Genomic DNA, 16,604 nt, shown 5'->3' with positions numbered 1-16,604 from the left:
CGGTGCTGCGTCTATATGGGCGCTTCTCGACCGCGTCAGAGTCCTTAAGGTTGGCGAGCTATGTTTTTGCGCGTGCGCCAAGGTGTGAGCAGCAGTCGTGGACGCCTCCTGGCGGCCGCCACGGCGGCGCTCGCCGGCTTGGCCGCCGTCGCTGTCTCCCATGCCGCAACCGCTGGCGCGGCCCTGCAGAAGGTCCGCCTGGGCGGCGATAGTTCGCAAACCCGCATCGTTCTGGACCTCGACCGTGCGGTCAGCGCCAAACTCGTGTCTGACGGCGCGTCCGACCGGCGCGTCGTGCTGATGTTGCCGGGCGTGACGCCTCAGGGCGGTGCGCTTCAGGGCGCTGGGCAGGGGCTGGTGAAGACCTGGGTGGTCGATCAGGCCTCCGGCGGCGCGCGCCTGCAGATGGATCTCAAAGGGGACGCCAAGGTGTCCCGGCGTTTCCTGCTGCCGCCCGCCGATGGGGTGGATCACTATCGTTATGTTCTGGACGTGGCGCCGGCCGCACCCGGACAGGTGAAGCTGACCAGCGCCCGGCCCGCGCCGCTGAAGGTGCGGGAAACGACGGTGCGCAAGGCGCCGCTGCCGCTCAAGAAAGTGGTGGTGATCGACGCCGGCCATGGCGGTAACGATCCGGGCGCCAGGGGCGCCCAGGGCCACGAGAAGGACGTCAACCTCCTGGCTGCTCAGGCCCTGAAGGCGCGGCTGGAGCGGTCGGGCCGCTACAAGGTCGTGATGACCCGCAATTCGGACGTCTACGTGCCGCTGGAAAGCCGGGTGCGCATCGCCCAGCGGGCGGACGCCGACCTATTCATCTCGCTGCACTCCGATTCGGGGCCGGACCCGAGCCTGTCGGGCGCCAGCGTCTACACCTTGTCGGACAAGGCCTCGCAGCGCGCGGCCCAGTTCGTCAGCAAGGACGACTGGTTCATGAAGGCGAGCCTCACTGGCGATCGCGGCGTGAGCGACATTCTGTTCGACCTGACCCAGCGCGCGACGCGCAACCGTTCGGGCATGTTCGCCCAGACCCTGGTCAGCCACATCGAGGGCAAGGCTCCGATGCTTCGGCGCAGCCACCGTGACGCAGGCTTCATGGTGCTGCTCGCCCCCAACGTTCCGGCCGTGCTGCTGGAGATGGGGTTCGTCTCGAACCTCGATGACGAACGCTTCCTGCGCGATCCGGAACGCCGCGGCCGGCTCATGGACGCGGTGGCCAGCGCCATCGACGAATACTTCGGCGAAGCCACCAAGCTTGCGGCGCGCTGACGCGGCGACGTTTGCCGCCCGTTGGCGCCCGGCCCAACGCACGCTAGACGGAGCCGGTTAGGGGCGGGCGTCCCCGCGGAGGCTCAGTTAAGTTGAAACCCGCTGAGAGATGGGTGGCGATTGCCGGCGTGGTCGTGCTCAGCGCGATCGCCGTGGCCGGATTCGCCATGGCCATCTGGGCGGCCTGGCTGTTCCACGACATGCCCGACGCCGGCGACCTGGCGGACTACCATCCGCCCACCGCGACGCGTGCTTATGCCTGGGATGGCACGCTGATCGGCGAGTTCTCTCGCGAACGGCGCATCTTCGTACCGTACGACAACATCCCGCCGCAGCTGGCGCAGGCGTTCCTCGCCGCCGAGGACCGCAACTTCTTCCACCACAGCGGCGTGGACGTCAGCGGCCTGTCGCGCGCCATGGTCCGCAACGTCGTGAACGTGACTCGCGGCCGGCGAATGGAAGGCGGCTCGACCATCACACAGCAGGTGGCCAAGAACATCCTGCTGACCAACGACCAAACTTTGGGCCGCAAGCTCAAGGAAGCCATTCTTGCAGGCCGCCTGGAGCAGACCCTCTCCAAGGAGCGGATCCTCGAGCTCTATCTGAACGAGATCTGGCTGGGCTATCGGTCCTACGGCGTCGGCGCCGCGGCGTTCAACTACTTCGGCAAGTCGATCAACGACCTGACCCTGTCCGAAAGCGCCTACCTGGCCGCGGTGCCCAAGGGACCCGACAACTACCACCCCATCCGCCGCAAGGCGCAGGCCATCGCGCGACGCAACTGGGTGCTGGACCAGATGGCGTCCGCGGGCTCGATCACCCATGAACAGGCCGAGGCGGCCAAGCGCGAGGACCTGGTGGTCCAGCCTGAGCCCAGCCGCGCCAAGTACCGAGACGCCGACTACTTCGTCGAGGAAGTGCGCCGCCGCGGCCTCACCACCCTTGGGCCGCGCCTGAACGAGGGCGGCTACTACATGCGTACGACCCTCGACCCGCGCCTGCAGAGCGCGGCGCGGACGGCGCTGATGAACGGCCTGGAAGCGTACGATCGCCGCCACGGCTGGCGGGGCGCTTGGGGCCGGGTCACCACCCTGGCCGACTGGGAAGACGTCGCTCGCAAAACCGCCAAGCCCGCCGAGCGCCGCAGCTGGACGGCGGCCGTGGTGACGGACGTCGGCGGCGGCCGAGTGACCGTCCGCACGATCGAAGGCGACACCGGCCAGATTGCTGGGGAAGACATCGCCTGGGCCCGACGCGGCAAGGGCATCGGCGTCGGCGATCTCGTCTGGGTCGCGCCCAACGAGGAAGGCGGCGCGGCTTTCCGCCTGAAGCAAATCCCGGCCGTGAACGGCGCGCTGGTGGCCCTGGAGCCGAACACCGGCCGTGTGCTGGCGATGGTCGGCGGGTATTCCTTCTCGCTGTCGAGCTTCAACCGCGCCACTCAGGCGCTTCGCCAGCCGGGCTCGGCCTTCAAGCCGATCGTCTACGCGGCGGCGCTGGAGAACGGCTACACGCCCGCCTCGGTGGTGATGGACGCCCCGATCACCCTGGCGGGGGCCAACGGCCAGGCCTGGAGCCCCGAGAACTACGAGCACCGCTACTATGGCGCTCTGCAGTTGCGCCGTGGCCTTGAGCTGTCGCGCAACGCGATGACCGTGCGCCTCGCGCAGGGCGTCGGCATGCCCAAGATCAGCAGTCTGGCCGAGCGTCTGGGCGTGACAAAGCGCATGGACCGGGTGCTCGCCATGGCGCTGGGCTCGGGCGAGACAACCGTCTTCAAGATGGCGGGCGCCTACGCCTCATTCGTGAACGGCGGCCGCAAGGTCGAGCCGCACATGATCGAGATGGTGCAGGACCGCGAGGGCAAGACGATCTTCCGCGCCGACGGCCGCGACTGCGACCGCTGCGACGCCGGGTTCAGCGGCGACGAGAGCCCGCGCGTGCCTCAGGCGGGCGCACAGGTCATGGACCCGATCACCGCCTATCAGATCACGTCCATGCTCCAGGGCGTGGTCCAGCGCGGCACGGCCGTGCAGGCCTCCTCGCTGGGTCGCCCGCTGGGCGGTAAGACGGGCACCACCAACGACTACCGTTCCGCCTGGTTCATGGGCTTCTCGCCCGACCTGGTGGTCGGCGTCTTCGTCGGCTTCGACGACAACCGCAGCCTCGGCTCCGGCGAAACTGGCGGTCAGTCGGCGGTGCCGATCTTCGTGGATTTCATGAAGGAAGCGCTGAAAGGCTACCCGCCCAGCGACTTCGTTCCGCCCAAGAACGCCAAGTTCGCCATGGTCCGCGGCATCCGCGAGGCGTTCCGCCCGGGCACCGAGCCGCGTGTGGCCGCGGCGCCCGTCGGCGGCGGCGGCGGCGGCGGTCGCGTTCCGTCCGGACCGCAGCCCTACAGCAGCGTCTGGCAGAACGGCGTAACGGGGGCTCCCAACGCCGGGGCCGCGATCGCGCCGCCTCCGCCCTCGCGCCCGCCGGACGACGCGTCGGGTCTCTACTGAGCTGTCGCTGATCTTGTAACGATCAAGGGCGCGGGCTATCTGCGCCGCCCTGATCTCCTTCGGAGCTATCCATGAGAGCGGATGTCGAGGCCATGAAGGCCGACATCGAGCAGTCCATCGAACTGCTGAAGCGCAGGCTCGACTGGGAGCCGGCGCTCCGCAAGCTCGACGAGCTGAACGCCCGGGTCGAGGACCCGACCCTGTGGGACGACGCGGACGCCGCCCAGGCGACGATGCGCGAGCGCACGCGCCTGTCCACCCAGGTGGACGCCGTCCGCTCCATCGAGCGCGATCTCGGCGACGCCTTGGGCTATGCCGAACTGGCGGATGAGGAAGGCGACGAGGCTTCCCTCGAAGAAGCCCGCGCCCAGCTGCGCGCCATCAAGGACCGGGCCGGCCGCGCCGAACTCGAGGCTTTGCTGTCCGGCGAGGCCGACGGAAACGACGCCTACGTGGAAATCAACTCCGGCGCCGGCGGCACCGAGTCCAACGACTGGGCCGGCATGCTGCTGCGCATGTACACCCGCTGGGCTCAGGCCCACGGCATGCAGGTCGAGTTCATCGAAGAGACCGTCGGCGAACAGGCCGGCATCAAGTCGGTGACCCTGCAGGTGAAGGGGACCAACGCCTACGGTTGGCTGAAGACCGAGGCCGGGGTGCACCGTCTGGTGCGGATCAGCCCCTACGACTCCTCGGCCCGTCGCCACACCAGCTTTGCGTCCGTGTGGGTCTACCCGGTGGTCGACGACAACATCGAGATCGAGATCAACCCGGCGGACGTGCGCACCGACACCTATCGCGCGTCCGGCGCCGGCGGTCAGCACGTCAACAAGACCGACTCGGCCGTGCGCCTGACCCACATTCCGACCGGCATCGCCGTCGCCTGCCAGACGCAGCGTTCACAGCACCAGAACCGGGAACAGGCCTGGAAGATGCTGAAGGCGCGTCTGTACGAGCTCGAACTCGAGAAGCGGGAAGCGGCTCAGCAGGCGCTTGAGGACCAGAAGACCGACATCGGCTGGGGTCACCAGATCCGCTCTTACGTCCTTCAGCCGTATCAGATGGTGAAGGACCTGCGGACGGAGGTGGAAACCTCCGACACCCAAGGCGTGCTGGATGGCGATCTGGACAGCTTCATGGGCGCGGCTCTGGCCCAGCGGGTGGGCGCCACGCGCGACGCGGTCGAGGCCTGAGCCTACTCGGCCGCTTCGATCAGCGCCGTGACCTCCACCGGAGCCTGGAACTTCAGGCTGCGGCCTTGGAAGCTGGCGCCGGCGTCGATCGCCAGCTGCGCATGGGTGATGTCGCCTTCGACGTCGGCGGTGGCGTAGAGCCGAACCGCCTTGGCGGTGATCGATCCCGTCACCCGGCCGCGGATGTCGACTGTCTCGGCCTCGACCGCGCCTTCCACGCGGCCCGTCTCCCCGATGGTGAGCCGCCCGACGCGCAGGTCGCCAACGAGCGTGCCATCCAGCTGAACGTCGCCGTCGCTGGCGAGATCGCCGTTTATGGTGACGTTTTCCGCGATCAGGGAGGCGGCGATGGGCCTTCGGCCGGCCGGTTCAGCGGCGGCGAACTCGGTGCGGGCGGCGCCCGTGGATTTATCCGTCTTGGAGAACATAGGACCCCGCTTTCAGGAAACGCTCGGGATTGTAGGCTCGGCCGTTGACCCAGACCTCGTAATGCAGGTGCGGTCCCGTTGAGCGGCCGGTGGAGCCCAGTCCGCCGATCCGCTGGCCGAGGCCGACCTTCTGGCCAGGCCGCACCGCGATGCGCGCCAGATGGGCGTAGCGGGTCTTGAACCCGCGTCCGTGGTCGACCTCGACGGTGTTGCCGTAGCCCGATCGCACGCCGGTGTACGAAATCACGCCCGGAGCCGTCGCATAGACCGGCGTCATCGGCGCGCCGGCGAAATCCAGCCCGGAGTGGAAGGCGGGCCTGCGGGTGAACGGGTCCAGTCGGAAGCCGTAGCTGCTGGTCTGCGGGGTGAGGTTCGTCGGCTTGGAGAAGGGCAGGGCGGCGGCCGCGTCCGATAGCGCCTTGGCTTCCGACAGCCCGTGCGCCGCCTTCTGTATGCGCGCGGCGAAGCCTGGCTCCACGTCCAGCACGGCGGCCAATGCGCGAGGGTCCTTCGATTCGATCAGCGGCCCTCCGAGCGCGCTCCGAGCGACATAGGTGGACGGCTTCAGGCCGGCCATGCGGAAGGCCAGGCGCAGACGCTCGGCGCGGCTCTTGGCGAAGTCTTCGGCGACGCCCGCCACCTCCTCCTGGCTGGCGCGAACGCGGTCCAGGCGGCGATTGGGGTCGGGGTCCTGCACCGACAAGGCTCTGTCAATGGCGGGAGTGAGCGCCTGGGCGGCGCCCGGCTCGCCCTTGGCGTCGGCGAGTAACAGGGCGAGCGCGGCGTGGCGCTTCTCGACCGCGGCCACCTGGCCGGCGGCGGCCCCGCCAGCGTTTAGCTGCGCCACCGCCGTGTTGAGGCGCGCCTGTCGGTCAGCGATCCAGCGCTCGTACTTCGCTTGGGTCCGCGCCACCTCGCGATCGGTCGCCGAGGCGGACAGCAGGTTCACCAGCATGGCGGCGGTGCAGACGCCGACCCACAGCGCGCTGGCCGCCACGCCGCCGGCCAGCAGCATCTGCTTTCGGGTGGAAAGGACAAAGCCGCGCATCTCGCCGCCGGAGCGGACATAGAGATGGCGTTCGGGAAACAGCTCTACGAGCGATCGACGCAGTCGCGCGATGCGTTGCATGCTTTCGCTAGTCCCCAGCCCTGGACCCCCGCGATATGCAACCACTTTTCGCGCAGTGGCAAGCCGCCTGCGCGCAATGACGGCAGGTCAGATTGTTCGCGATCGAGGTAAACGCGCCATGAACTATAAGGACCGGACGGCCGCCAGCACCTGCTCGGCGTGGCCGGGGACCTTCACCTTCCGCCAGATCTTCTTGAAGACGCCGTCCTGGATCAGGAACGTCGAGCGGTCGATCCCCATGTACTGGCGCCCATAGAGGGTCTTCTCCACCCACGAGCCGTAGCGCTCGATGACCGCGCCGTCGGGATCGGAGGCAAGGCGGACGTTCAGGTCGTACTTGGCCGTGAACTTCTGGTGCTTGGCGACCGTGTCCTTGGAGACGCCGATCACCGTCGCCCCGGCCTGGGCGAACTCGTCGGCGAGCGCCGTGAAGTCCTGGGCTTCCCGCGTGCAGCCGGCCGTGTCGTCCTTGGGGTAGAAGTAGAGCACCAGGGTCTTGCCGGCGAAATCACCGAGGCGCACCGGGCCTTCGGCGGTCTCCAGCTCGAAGTCGGGCGCCCTCGCGCCCTCGGCGATCTCGCTCATGATCCTGCTCCTCAGACCGGCTTGACCAGCACGATCTTCTTTTTACCCGCGCCAAGCTTCACGACGCCGTCCACCACGTCGGCCGCCGTCACCACCCGATTGCCGTCGCTCTCGGCCTTGTCGTTGATCCGCAGGCCGCCTCCTTGCGCCAGGCGCCGGGCCTCGCCCTTGGAGGCGGCGAGACCTGCATCCACCGCCAAAGCGGCCAGGGCGACGCCGGCGTGAAGGTCGGCGGCCGCGACCTCGTGGGTTGGCAAGTCGGCCGAGAGCCCGCCTTGCTCGAATGCGGCTTGAGCGGCTGCAGCGGCTTTGGCGGCCTCGTCTGCGCCGTGCAGCAAGGTCGTCGCCTCGTTGGCCAGCACCTTCTTCGCCTCGTTGATCTCGGCCCCTTGCAGCGTCTCCAGCCGGGCGATCTCCTCGGCCGGCAGGTCGGTGAACAGGCGCAGGAAACGGCCAACGTCCGCATCCTCGGTGTTCCGCCAGAACTGCCAGTAGTCGTAGGGGCTGCGCATGTCGGCGTTCAGCCACACGGCTCCGCCCACCGTCTTGCCCATCTTCTGGCCCGACGCAGTGGAAAGCAGCGGCGTGGTCAAGCCGAAAGCCGGCTTCTGGTCCACCCGGCGGATCAACTCCACGCCGTTGACGATGTTGCCCCACTGGTCAGAGCCGCCCATTTGCAGGATGCAGCCGTAGCGGCGCTCTAGCTCCAGGAAGTCCACCGACTGCATCAGCATGTAGTTGAACTCGAGGAAGGTCATCGGCTGCTCGCGCTCCAGCCGCAGCTTGACGCTGTCGAAGGCGAGCATGCGGTTGACCGTGAAGTGCACGCCGTAGTCGCGCAGGAACTGCACGTAGCCGAAGCGGTCCAGCCACTCGGCGTTGTTGACCATCACGGCGTCCGTGGGCCCGTCGCCGAACGTCAGGAAGCGCGAGAACACCTCCTTGATGGAGTCGATGTTTGACTGGATCTGCTCTTCGGTAAGCAGCGGGCGCTGGCCTTCCTTGTCGGTGGGATCGCCAACCTTGGTCGTCCCCCCGCCCATCAGCACGATCGGCTTGTGCCCGGTCTGCTGCAGCCGGCGCAGGGTCATGATGGAGAACAGGTGCCCCACGTGCAGCGAGGCGGCCGTGGCGTCGAAGCCGATGTAGGCGGTGATCGGCCCGCCCGCGGCCAGTTCGTCCAGCTCCGCGGAATGGGTGATCTGGTTGATATGCCCCCGCGCCTTGAGGGTCTGGAGGAACTCGGACTTGAAGGGCGCGTCGGACATGGCGGGACTCATCGGCTTTTGGTGGCCGGGCTCTAGCACGGCGGGCTGCGCGATTTCGAGGGACATGGCAGGGATCCTGGCTGAGGAAGGCCGGACCGTCTGTCGAAGAGCAGGGGAGGCGCCGGCCGGAGGGGCGGGCGCGAACGATCGGCGACCCGCTAAAGGAGCGGGCGGTAATAGCGGGCGCTGGAGGCCGTCTTGCCGATCATGCGGCTAGCTAGCCGCCGCCAGCCATGGCAGTCAATCGCCATGCGCGTACTCGGATTTATGACCGGAACCTCCCTCGACGCGGTCGACATGGCGATCCTGGAGACGGACGGGGAGGCAATCACCGCCTTTGGTCCGGCTGGGGAGCGCAAGCTCACCGACGCCACGCGCGACCTGCTGCTGGAGACCACCCGCCAGGCCCTGCAGTGGAAGCGCGGCGAGCCTCGGCCCGACATCTTCGTTCAAGCCGAGCAGGCCGTGGCGGACGAGCACTTCGCGGCCGCCGAGGGCTTTCTCGCCGCCAATGACCTGACCTGGTCCCGCATCGACCTCATCGGCATGCACGGCCAGACCGTCCTGCACGAGCGGCCTAAGGACGGCGTGGTCGGTCGCACCGTGCAGCTTGGCGATGCTCAACGGCTGGCGGACCTCGCTGGCGTGCCGGTCGCCTTCGATTTCCGCACGGCTGATGTGGCGGCTGGGGGCGAGGGCGCGCCGCTGGCGCCGATCTATCACCTGGCGCGGGCGCAGGCCTCAGGGCTGGAAGCGCCGGTGGCGGTGCTCAACGTCGGCGGCGTGGCCAACATCACCTTCTGGTCAGGAGGCGAGAACCTTGCCGCCTTCGACACGGGCCCGGGCAATGGCATGATCGACCTGCTGGTGCAGAGCCGTGGCGCCGGACGCTTCGACGACAAGGGCCGCTACGCCAGCGTGGGGCAGGTGAACGAGTCGATTGTCCGCGCGCTGCTGGCTCATCCCTATTTCACAGCTCCCCCTCCCAAGTCTCTGGATCGGTACGACTTCTCGCTGGAGCCGCTTGAGGCGCTGCAACTCGAGGACGCCGCCGCCACCCTCGTGGCCTTCACCGCCGAAGCCGTGAAGCTGGGGTTCGACGTGGCCGGCGGACAGCCCACTCAGGTGGTGGTCGCCGGCGGCGGTCGGCACAATCCGCAGATCATGAAGGCCTTGGCCGCGCGCCTGCCGGTCCCGGTGGCCGCCGCCGAGGAACACGGCTGGCGCGGCGACGCGATCGAGGCGGAAGCTTTCGCCTATCTGGCGGCGCGCACCGCCCGCGGCCTGCCGATCTCCTTCCCCAAGACGACCGGTGTCGCCCAGCCGATGACCGGCGGCCGTATCGCCCAGCCGAACCGCTAGCGCTTCGGCTCCGGGTTTGGCCTGGTGTCCTCCGGGTCGGGATCCATCTCCGGCATGGGTCGGGTCAGTTCCTCCGCGGCGTCGTTTCTGGGGAGCGCGGACGGCTGAGCGGCTGGCGGGCCAGGCTGCGCCGTCTCCGGCTCCTCCAGCTTGAGGGCGCGCAGGGCGCGCTCGTTTTCCTGCCCGAAAAGGCTCCGCAGCCGCACGTCCATCTGCGGATAGGGCACCTCGATGTCGGCGCATTCCAGGGCGTCGGCGATCGCCCAGGTGTAGGCGGCCTGCATGGCGCCTGGCCGCTTAACCGCATCGAGGGTCGGCCAGACGAGCAGCTCGAACTCCAGCGCGGAGTCACCAAAGCCGGTCATCCAGACCTGGCTCTTCTGCGTTTCGGTCTCAGGCAGTGTGAACGGCACGCTCCGCGCAGCTTCCAGCACCACCTGCCGGACCTTTTGGCGGTCCGACCCGTAGGCGACGCTGAACGGGATGTGTATGCGACTGGTCCGGTTGTGCAGGGTCCAGTTGATCACCGGTCCATCGATGAACTTCGAATTTGGGACGACCAGGTCGATGTTGTCGTTGGTGCGGATGCGCACCGCCCGAGTGCCGATCTCCTGCACAAGGCCGCGCTTGCCGTCTTCCAGCTCGATGTAGTCGCCGACGTTGAGCACCCGGTCGAAGATCAGCACCAGCCCGGAGACGAACTCCTTCACGATGCCCTGAAGGCCCAGGCCGATGCCGACACCCACGGCCCCGGCGAAGACCGCGAGCGACGAAAGGTTCAGCCCAACGGTGGACAGCCCGGCCACAATGCCCAGGATTCCAAGAGCGTAGCGGACCAGCTTCTCCACGATGTAGAGCGCCTCGCCGCCGCGGCGGGCCCGACCGCGCAGACGCTTGATGCCGCCGCCGACCACCTTGGACGCCAGCCAGAACGCGCAGGCGACCGCCAGGCCGGCCAGAATCCCGCCGAGGGTTACTGGCGTGCGGCCGATCGCGAAGAGCACCAGGCCGCGCAGGTCGTTCAGGTCATCCATGGGGCGCGAACGCTGACAGCCAAGGCGTCGTTCCGGCGCGCGTCGCCGCCCATCTTGCGCCCAGTTCCGAGGTAAGCTCAGCCCGGCTGGAAGGAGCCACGCTCATGCGCATCACTCACCTCGCGCTTTTCGCCATGCTCGCCGTCGGCGGAACGGCCCTGGCCCAAGCTGCGCCGCAAGGGCCCAGGCTCGGCTTTCCCGTGGCCTGCGAGATCGGCAGGACGTGCGAGGTGCAGAACTACGTGGATCGTGACCCGGGGCCCGGCGCCCGGGACTATCGCTGCGCGACCCGCACCTATCAGGGGCACAGCGGGGTGGACATCCGGCTCTTGGACCTGCCGGCGCAGAAGCGTGGCGTGGAGGTCCTGGCGGCTGCGCCCGGCAGGGTCTCGCGTCTGCGCAACGATGTCGCCGACGTTTCCGTCCGCGCTGCGGGCGTGGCGAGCGTCGCAGGGCGCGAATGTGGCAACGGCCTCGTGATCGACCATGGCGGCGGCTGGGAGACCCAGTACTGCCACATGGCGCAAGGCAGCATCCGGGTGAAGGCCGGCGACGTCGTGACGGCGGGCCAGCCGCTTGGGCGAGTCGGCCTCTCCGGCCAGACCGAGTACCCCCACCTGCACATGACCGTCCGGCATCAGGGCCGCACCGTTGATCCCTTCGCCCCGAACCCAGCCAGCGCGGCCAGCTGCACGGCCCAGCAGCCGATGTGGACGCCGGCGGCGGCGAAGGCGCTGACCTACAAGGCTGGCGCCATTCTCAACGCAGGCTTTGCTGGCGCCGCCCTGACCCTCGACCAGATCGAGAGCGGGACGATGACCCGGCTGGCCGCGGGCGCCCCGTACATGGTGGCCTACATGCGCGCCGTCGGCCTGGAGCGAGGCGACGAGCTGGAAGTGATCCTCACCGCGCCCGGCGGATCCCAGCTTGCCGCCGGCAAGAGCAAGCCGATGGACGGGCCGAAGGCGCACTGGTTCCAGATGGTCGGCAAGCGAACGCCGCCCGGCGGCTGGCCCAGCGGCGCGTACACGGCGGAGACCCGCGTCTGGCGCGGGGGCAAGGTGGTCCTGACCCGTCGCGAGACCACCCGGATGTGAGGGCTCAGCCCTGAAGCGTGACGAAAGTCTCGCTTTCGATGACCCACTGGCCGGTCACCTTGCGCCAGACCGCGAGGTAGGAACCGCTCATCTCGCCGCTTTTCCAGCTGGCTGCCCATCGGCCGTGCTCCGCCGCTCGAGCCCCAGCGGCGTCGGACTCGATGCGCTCGGGCGTGCGCACATAGGTGACGAAATCCGGATCAGCGAACTGGCCCGCGAAGGCGGCGACGATCTCGTCCGCCCCGATGATCAGCGAGCCTTCACCCGCAATCAGCTTGGCGTCGGCCGCGAAGAACGGCCGCAGCCGCTGAGCGTCGTGCGCGGCGATGAATTTGTTGGTCAGCCGCCGCCGCGCCCGGATCGCGTCTTCGGGTGTGCTCATCTTGAGCGATCCGCGGGTCCCCGTCGGGCGAGGGAACGCGGCCTTACGCCGGCTCGGCGGCCAGGCGGTTGTCCAGATAGGCGCCGACGCGCTGTTCCAGGTCCGGCAGGTTCTCGACCCAGAAATGGCTCGCGCCGTCGACCACGTCGTAGTCGATGGTGATGCCCTTCTGCGTGCGCAGCTTGGAGACGACCTTCTCCACGTCCGTGGGCGGCACCACCGAGTCGGCCCCGCCGTGCAGGATCAGGCCGGACGCCGGGCAGGGCGCCAGGAACGAGAAGTCGTAGGCGTTGGTCGGCGGAGACACCGAGATGAAGCCGTCCGTCTCGGGGCGGCGCATCAGCAGCTGCATGCCCACCCAGGCGCCGAACGAATAACCCGCGACCCAGCATTGGGAAGCGGCCGGATTGGTCGACTGCAGCCAGTCCAGCGCGGTGGCGGCGTCCGCCAGCTCGCCGATGCCGCCGTCGAACTCGCCCTGGCTGCGGCCCACGCCGCGGAAGTTGAACCGGAGCACTGAGAAGCCGCGCTTCATGAACAGGTGGAAGAGCTGCACGGTGACCGGATTGTTCATCTGGCCGCCCGCCTTGGGGTGCGGGTGGAGGATCAGCGCCACCGGCGCAGTCTCGCTCTTGCCCTGCGAATAACGGCCTTCGATCCGCCCGGCCGCACCGGTCAGAACCACCTCTGGCATCGAACCCTCTCGTTCAGCCCCAGTCCGTTTGATGCAGTCCGAATACTTGACTGCTGCGCTGGGTCTTCCTAAGTCCCGGCCATCCAGCCGCTCAGGCTCTTCCCCCGCGCAAGGCGGCGGCTTGTAGCACAGGCCGGCCAGGATGCGCGCGAAAACTGCACTAGGTTCTCGAAGCCATGCGTCTGTCCACCAAAGGCCGATACGCCGTCATGGCGCTCGCCGATCTGGCGCGCCGTGAATCGGACGCCGAACGGGCTGTCGCGCTGGCCGAGATCGCCGCCCGGCAGGAAATCTCGCTCTCTTACCTCGAACAGCTTTTCGCCCGCCTGCGCCGCAAAGGCCTGGTGAAGTCGGCTCGCGGACCGGGCGGCGGCTATCGCCTGGCCCGGGGTGCGGACGCCACCTCCATCGCCGAGATTGTCCAGGCCGTGGACGAGCCCATGCGCGCCACGCGCTGCGCCGGCCACGACAAGGGGTGCATGCTGAAGGGCGAGCGTTGCCTAACCCACGACCTGTGGGAAGACCTCGGCGCGCACATTGAAGATTACCTGGCGTCCGTCAGCCTGGCGGACGTGATCGGCGGGCGGCTGCGCCACCGCGACGGCGCATCGGGTCGCTCGTCTGCAGAGATGAGCCCGGCCGCATGAAGCCCGCCGCCGTCTACCTCGACTACAACGCCACCGCCCCCGTTCGCCCTGAGGCGGCGGACGCGGTCGTGCGCGCGCTCGAGGTCGGCGGAAACCCTTCTTCCGTCCACGCCGCCGGACGGGCCGCGCGCGCCATCATGGAAGAGGCTCGCGCCAAGGTCGGCGCCCTGATCGCCGCCCCGCCGCAGACGGTGGTGTTCACTTCCGGCGGCACCGAGGCCAATGCGCTCGCCATCGAAAGCGCCGTGGCCGCCGGCTCGCGCCGCCTGATCGTCTCGGCGATCGAGCACCCCAGTGTTCTGGACGCCGCTCGCGCAACAGCCGCGGCTGTCGAGGTCCTGCCCGTGAACGCTCAAGGGGTCGCCGACCTCGATTGGCTGGCCGAGCGCCTGGGGCGCTGGGATACGGCCGACGGCCGTCCCTTCGTGGCCCTGATGCTGGCCAACAACGAGACGGGCGTGATCCAGCCCGTGCTCGAGGCCTCCCATATCGTGCGCGAGCATGACGGCTGGCTGCACGTCGACGCCATTCAAGCCGCCGGCAAGATTCCGGTGGACAGCCGCGGCCTGGGCGCCGACACCCTGGCCATCAGCGGCCACAAGCTGGGCGGCCCCCAGGGCGCGGGCGCCCTGACCTTTGGCCCGCGCGCGGTTCTTTCGCGCCGCCAGCACGGTGGCGGGCAGGAGCGCGGCCGCCGCGCGGGCACCGAGAACATCCCCGGCATCGCGGGCTTGGGCGCCGCCACCACCTGGCGCAATCTCGCGCCGCACGCCGCGTGGCGCGACGCCGCCGTCCAGGCGCTGAAAGCCGCTGGCGCGGTGGTCATGGGCGAGGGCGCCCCGCGCCTGCCGCAGACCCTTTGCATCGCCACCCCTGGATGGACCTCCGAGCTGCAGGTCATGGCGCTGGACCTGGCCGGCGTGATGGTCAGCGCCGGCTCGGCCTGCTCGTCCGGCAAGGTCGCCGCCAGCCACGTACTCACCGCCATGGGCCAGGGCGACCTGGCCAGCTGCGCGATCCGCGTCAGCGGCGGCTGGAACACCACCGAAAGCGACTGGAACAGGTTCGTCGAAGCCTGGTCCGAGGCGCACGAGCGGCATGCGGCGCGCCGACGCGCGCCCGTGGCCGCAGGAGCTTAAGAATGCCCGCCGTCAAGCAGACCGTCGAACACGTCGAGAGCCTCGAGAAGTACAAGCACGGCTTCGTCACCGAGGTCGCCCAGGAGTTCGCGCCCAAGGGCCTGAACGAGGACATCGTCCGCTTCATCTCGGCCAAAAAGGACGAGCCGGAGTGGATGCTGGAATGGCGGCTGGACGCCTATCGCCGCTGGCTCGAGCTGGAAGAGCCCACCTGGGCCAAGGTCAACTTCCCGCGCATCGACTACCAGGACAGCTACTACTACGCCGCGCCCAAGACCGGCGAGGGCCCCAAGAGCCTGGACGAAGTCGATCCGGAGATCCTGGAGACCTACAAGAAGCTGGGCATCCCGCTGCGCGAGCAGGAAGTGCTGGCCGGCGTCACCGGCGCGCCCAAGTACGCCGTGGATGCGGTGTTCGACAGCGTCTCGGTGGTCACCACCTTCAAGAAGGAACTGGCGGAAGCGGGCGTGATCTTCTGCTCCATGAGCGAGGCGATCCGCGAGCATCCCGAGCTGGTGAAGAAGTACCTGGGGACGGTCGTCCCCACCTCGGACAACTACTACGCCTGCCTGAACGCAGCCGTCTTCTCGGACGGCAGCTTCGTCTATGTGCCGCCGGGCGTGCGCTGCCCGATGGAGCTGTCGACCTATTTCCGCATCAATGCCGAGAACTCCGGCCAGTTCGAGCGCACGCTGATCATCGCCGACGCAGGCGCCTACGTCTCCTATCTGGAGGGCTGCACGGCCCCCATGCGCGATGAGAACCAGCTCCACGCCGCCGTGGTCGAGCTGGTCGTCCTCGACGATGCGGAGATCAAGTACTCCACCGTCCAGAACTGGTACCCGGGCGATCCGGAGACCGGGAAGGGCGGCATCTACAACTTCGTCACCAAGCGCGCCGACTGCCGCGGGGCCCGCTCGAAGGTGTCCTGGACCCAGGTCGAGACCGGCTCGTCAGTGACCTGGAAGTATCCCTCGTGCGTCCTGCGCGGGGACGAGAGCGTGGGCGAGTTCTACTCCATCGCCATCACCAATGGTCGGCAGCAGGCCGACACCGGCACCAAGATGATCCACCTGGGGCGCAACACGCGCTCGCGGATCATCTCCAAGGGCATCAGCGCGGGGAAGAGTTCAAACACCTACCGCGGCCTCGTCTCGGCCCACCCGAAGGCCAAGGGCGCCCGCAATTTCACCCAGTGCGACAGCTTGCTGATCGGCAAGCAGTGCGCCGCCCACACGGTGCCCTACATCGAGGCCCGTAACGGCCAGGCGGTGTTCGAGCACGAGGCGACCACCACGCGCCTGTCGGAGGACCAGCTGTTCTACGTCATGCAGCGCGGCCTCTCGCAGGAAGAAGCCGTGCAGCTGCTGGTCAACGGCTTCGTCAAGGACGTGCTTCAGGAGCTGCCCATGGAGTTCGCCGTGGAAGCCCAGAAGCTGGTCGCGATCAGCCTGGAGGGCAGCGTGGGATGACCACCCAGCCGCGCAAGAGCGCCAAGCCGCTGTCGCTTCGGGAAGCGTTCGAGATCGAACACGCCCGCCGCGAGCTGGAACGCCGCAGCAAGGAGGAGGCCGAGCGCAAGCAGCAGGAGGCCGACCTTGCCGGCGCCACGGCGTTGCACCAGCTGATCTCGGCCGACGTCGAGTTCCTCGAGGAGCACGCGCTCACCGCCGATCAACGCCGCTACACCGTGGCGCTGGATCACGCCAAGTTCCGCATCGCCGCCTACTTCGAGGCCGGCGTGGTCAACGTGACCCTTTCCGACAAGCGCGCCGCCATCCCAGGCGCCAGCGCGCCCCGCAGACAAGAGACGGCCGAGAGCGTCGAAGACGCCCTCCGCCTGATGGCCCAGTTCCTCGCCGACGAGACCCGCTGA

Annotated in this window: 16 protein-coding genes; 9 read left to right on the top strand and 7 right to left on the bottom strand. The window is 68.5% G+C overall.

The window, feature by feature from the left end:
- Window positions 1–84 precede the first annotated feature (84 nt).
- The 3 genes from DJ018_RS17185 (at window position 85) to prfB (ending at window position 4,963) form a co-directional block, all read left to right on the top strand.
- Entirely contained in the window at window positions 85–1,266 is a 1,182-nt protein-coding gene (locus DJ018_RS17185) for an N-acetylmuramoyl-L-alanine amidase family protein (protein ID WP_240609595.1), read from the top strand.
- A gap of 113 nt (window positions 1,267–1,379) precedes the next feature.
- Entirely contained in the window at window positions 1,380–3,770 is a 2,391-nt protein-coding gene (locus DJ018_RS17180) for a penicillin-binding protein 1A (RefSeq protein ID WP_240609594.1), read from the top strand.
- Between the two features lie 71 nt (window positions 3,771–3,841).
- Window positions 3,842–4,963 (top strand): peptide chain release factor 2, encoded by a 1,122-nt coding sequence (prfB, locus tag DJ018_RS17175; RefSeq protein WP_111516211.1) that lies wholly within the window; start codon window positions 3,842–3,844, stop codon window positions 4,961–4,963.
- A 2-nt stretch (window positions 4,964–4,965) separates the two neighbouring features.
- Here prfB and DJ018_RS17170 read toward each other — a convergent pair whose 3' ends face one another.
- The 4 genes from DJ018_RS17170 to tyrS form a co-directional block, all read right to left on the bottom strand.
- On the bottom strand, window positions 4,966–5,391 hold the full coding sequence (locus DJ018_RS17170; protein ID WP_111516210.1) for a bactofilin family protein: 426 nt from the start codon (window positions 5,389–5,391) through the stop codon (window positions 4,966–4,968).
- Window positions 5,372–6,520, bottom strand: a complete 1,149-nt coding sequence (locus tag DJ018_RS17165; RefSeq protein ID WP_111516209.1) for a M23 family metallopeptidase — start codon at window positions 6,518–6,520, stop codon at window positions 5,372–5,374. Before DJ018_RS17165 ends, DJ018_RS17170 begins: the two co-directional genes overlap by 20 nt.
- A gap of 123 nt (window positions 6,521–6,643) precedes the next feature.
- The gene (locus DJ018_RS17160; RefSeq protein ID WP_111516208.1) at window positions 6,644–7,105 is read right to left on the bottom strand and encodes a peroxiredoxin; all 462 of its coding nucleotides are present in this window, start codon (window positions 7,103–7,105) and stop codon (window positions 6,644–6,646) included.
- 11 nt (window positions 7,106–7,116) lie between these two features.
- Window positions 7,117–8,439, bottom strand: coding sequence for a tyrosine--tRNA ligase (tyrS, locus tag DJ018_RS17155; protein ID WP_240609593.1), 1,323 nt, complete (start codon window positions 8,437–8,439; stop codon window positions 7,117–7,119).
- Between the two features lie 183 nt (window positions 8,440–8,622).
- Here tyrS and DJ018_RS17150 point away from each other — a divergent pair, with 183 nt between their 5' ends.
- Window positions 8,623–9,735: an anhydro-N-acetylmuramic acid kinase gene (locus tag DJ018_RS17150; protein WP_111516207.1), complete on the top strand. Its 1,113-nt coding sequence runs from the start codon at window positions 8,623–8,625 to the stop codon at window positions 9,733–9,735.
- Here DJ018_RS17150 and DJ018_RS17145 read toward each other — a convergent pair.
- On the bottom strand, window positions 9,732–10,769 hold the full coding sequence (locus DJ018_RS17145) for a mechanosensitive ion channel family protein (RefSeq protein ID WP_111516206.1): 1,038 nt from the start codon (window positions 10,767–10,769) through the stop codon (window positions 9,732–9,734). The genes DJ018_RS17150 and DJ018_RS17145 overlap by 4 nt on opposite strands.
- A 104-nt stretch (window positions 10,770–10,873) precedes the next feature.
- On the opposite strand from DJ018_RS17145, the gene DJ018_RS17140 reads away from it, so the two are divergent.
- The gene (locus DJ018_RS17140; RefSeq protein WP_111516205.1) at window positions 10,874–11,866 is read left to right on the top strand and encodes a M23 family metallopeptidase; all 993 of its coding nucleotides are present in this window, start codon (window positions 10,874–10,876) and stop codon (window positions 11,864–11,866) included.
- Window positions 11,867–11,870: 4 nt separating this feature from the next.
- On the opposite strand, the gene DJ018_RS17135 is transcribed toward DJ018_RS17140, so the two are convergent.
- Together DJ018_RS17135 and DJ018_RS17130 are read right to left on the bottom strand one after the other, a co-directional pair.
- Window positions 11,871–12,248 (bottom strand): YybH family protein, encoded by a 378-nt coding sequence (locus DJ018_RS17135; RefSeq protein WP_111516204.1) that lies wholly within the window; start codon window positions 12,246–12,248, stop codon window positions 11,871–11,873.
- 43 nt (window positions 12,249–12,291) lie between these two features.
- Window positions 12,292–12,942: an alpha/beta hydrolase gene (locus DJ018_RS17130; protein ID WP_111516203.1), complete on the bottom strand. Its 651-nt coding sequence runs from the start codon at window positions 12,940–12,942 to the stop codon at window positions 12,292–12,294.
- A 176-nt stretch (window positions 12,943–13,118) separates the two neighbouring features.
- Here DJ018_RS17130 and DJ018_RS17125 point away from each other — a divergent pair, with 176 nt between their 5' ends.
- Genes DJ018_RS17125 through DJ018_RS17110 form a run of 4 tightly spaced genes read left to right on the top strand, consistent with a single transcriptional unit; the run spans window position 13,119 to window position 16,604 of the window.
- Entirely contained in the window at window positions 13,119–13,589 is a 471-nt protein-coding gene (locus DJ018_RS17125) for an Rrf2 family transcriptional regulator (RefSeq protein ID WP_111516202.1), read from the top strand.
- Window positions 13,586–14,728 carry a cysteine desulfurase family protein gene (locus tag DJ018_RS17120; protein ID WP_111516201.1) on the top strand — a complete coding sequence of 381 codons (1,143 nt, stop codon included), beginning with the start codon at window positions 13,586–13,588 and terminating at the stop codon, window positions 14,726–14,728. Before DJ018_RS17125 ends, DJ018_RS17120 begins: the two co-directional genes overlap by 4 nt.
- 2 nt (window positions 14,729–14,730) lie before the next feature.
- On the top strand, window positions 14,731–16,200 hold the full coding sequence (gene sufB / locus DJ018_RS17115) for a Fe-S cluster assembly protein SufB (protein ID WP_111516200.1): 1,470 nt from the start codon (window positions 14,731–14,733) through the stop codon (window positions 16,198–16,200).
- Window positions 16,197–16,604, top strand: coding sequence for a hypothetical protein (locus tag DJ018_RS17110; protein WP_111516199.1), 408 nt, complete (start codon window positions 16,197–16,199; stop codon window positions 16,602–16,604). The genes sufB and DJ018_RS17110 overlap by 4 nt, the downstream gene beginning before the upstream one ends.

The organism is Phenylobacterium deserti, from assembly GCF_003254705.1.
Classification (GTDB): domain Bacteria; phylum Pseudomonadota; class Alphaproteobacteria; order Caulobacterales; family Caulobacteraceae; genus Phenylobacterium; species Phenylobacterium deserti.
Note: the sequence above shows the minus strand (reverse complement) of the source record. Positions and strands in the feature narration are given on the sequence as shown.

Excerpts from the sequence above, each read along its gene's own strand:
- prfB (WP_111516211.1), top strand. The coding sequence starts at position 3,842 with ATGAGAGCGGATGTCGAGGCCATGAAGGCCGACATCGAGCAGTCCATC.
- DJ018_RS17170 (WP_111516210.1), bottom strand. The coding sequence starts at position 5,391 with ATGTTCTCCAAGACGGATAAATCCACGGGCGCCGCCCGCACCGAGTTC.
- DJ018_RS17165 (WP_111516209.1), bottom strand. The coding sequence starts at position 6,520 with ATGCAACGCATCGCGCGACTGCGTCGATCGCTCGTAGAGCTGTTTCCC.
- DJ018_RS17160 (WP_111516208.1), bottom strand. The coding sequence starts at position 7,105 with ATGAGCGAGATCGCCGAGGGCGCGAGGGCGCCCGACTTCGAGCTGGAG.
- tyrS (WP_240609593.1), bottom strand. The coding sequence starts at position 8,439 with ATGTCCCTCGAAATCGCGCAGCCCGCCGTGCTAGAGCCCGGCCACCAA.
- DJ018_RS17150 (WP_111516207.1), top strand. The coding sequence starts at position 8,623 with ATGCGCGTACTCGGATTTATGACCGGAACCTCCCTCGACGCGGTCGAC.
- DJ018_RS17145 (WP_111516206.1), bottom strand. The coding sequence starts at position 10,769 with ATGGATGACCTGAACGACCTGCGCGGCCTGGTGCTCTTCGCGATCGGC.
- DJ018_RS17140 (WP_111516205.1), top strand. The coding sequence starts at position 10,874 with ATGCGCATCACTCACCTCGCGCTTTTCGCCATGCTCGCCGTCGGCGGA.
- DJ018_RS17135 (WP_111516204.1), bottom strand. The coding sequence starts at position 12,248 with ATGAGCACACCCGAAGACGCGATCCGGGCGCGGCGGCGGCTGACCAAC.
- DJ018_RS17130 (WP_111516203.1), bottom strand. The coding sequence starts at position 12,942 with ATGCCAGAGGTGGTTCTGACCGGTGCGGCCGGGCGGATCGAAGGCCGT.
- DJ018_RS17125 (WP_111516202.1), top strand. The coding sequence starts at position 13,119 with ATGCGTCTGTCCACCAAAGGCCGATACGCCGTCATGGCGCTCGCCGAT.
- DJ018_RS17120 (WP_111516201.1), top strand. The coding sequence starts at position 13,586 with ATGAAGCCCGCCGCCGTCTACCTCGACTACAACGCCACCGCCCCCGTT.
- sufB (WP_111516200.1), top strand. The coding sequence starts at position 14,731 with ATGCCCGCCGTCAAGCAGACCGTCGAACACGTCGAGAGCCTCGAGAAG.
- DJ018_RS17110 (WP_111516199.1), top strand. The coding sequence starts at position 16,197 with ATGACCACCCAGCCGCGCAAGAGCGCCAAGCCGCTGTCGCTTCGGGAA.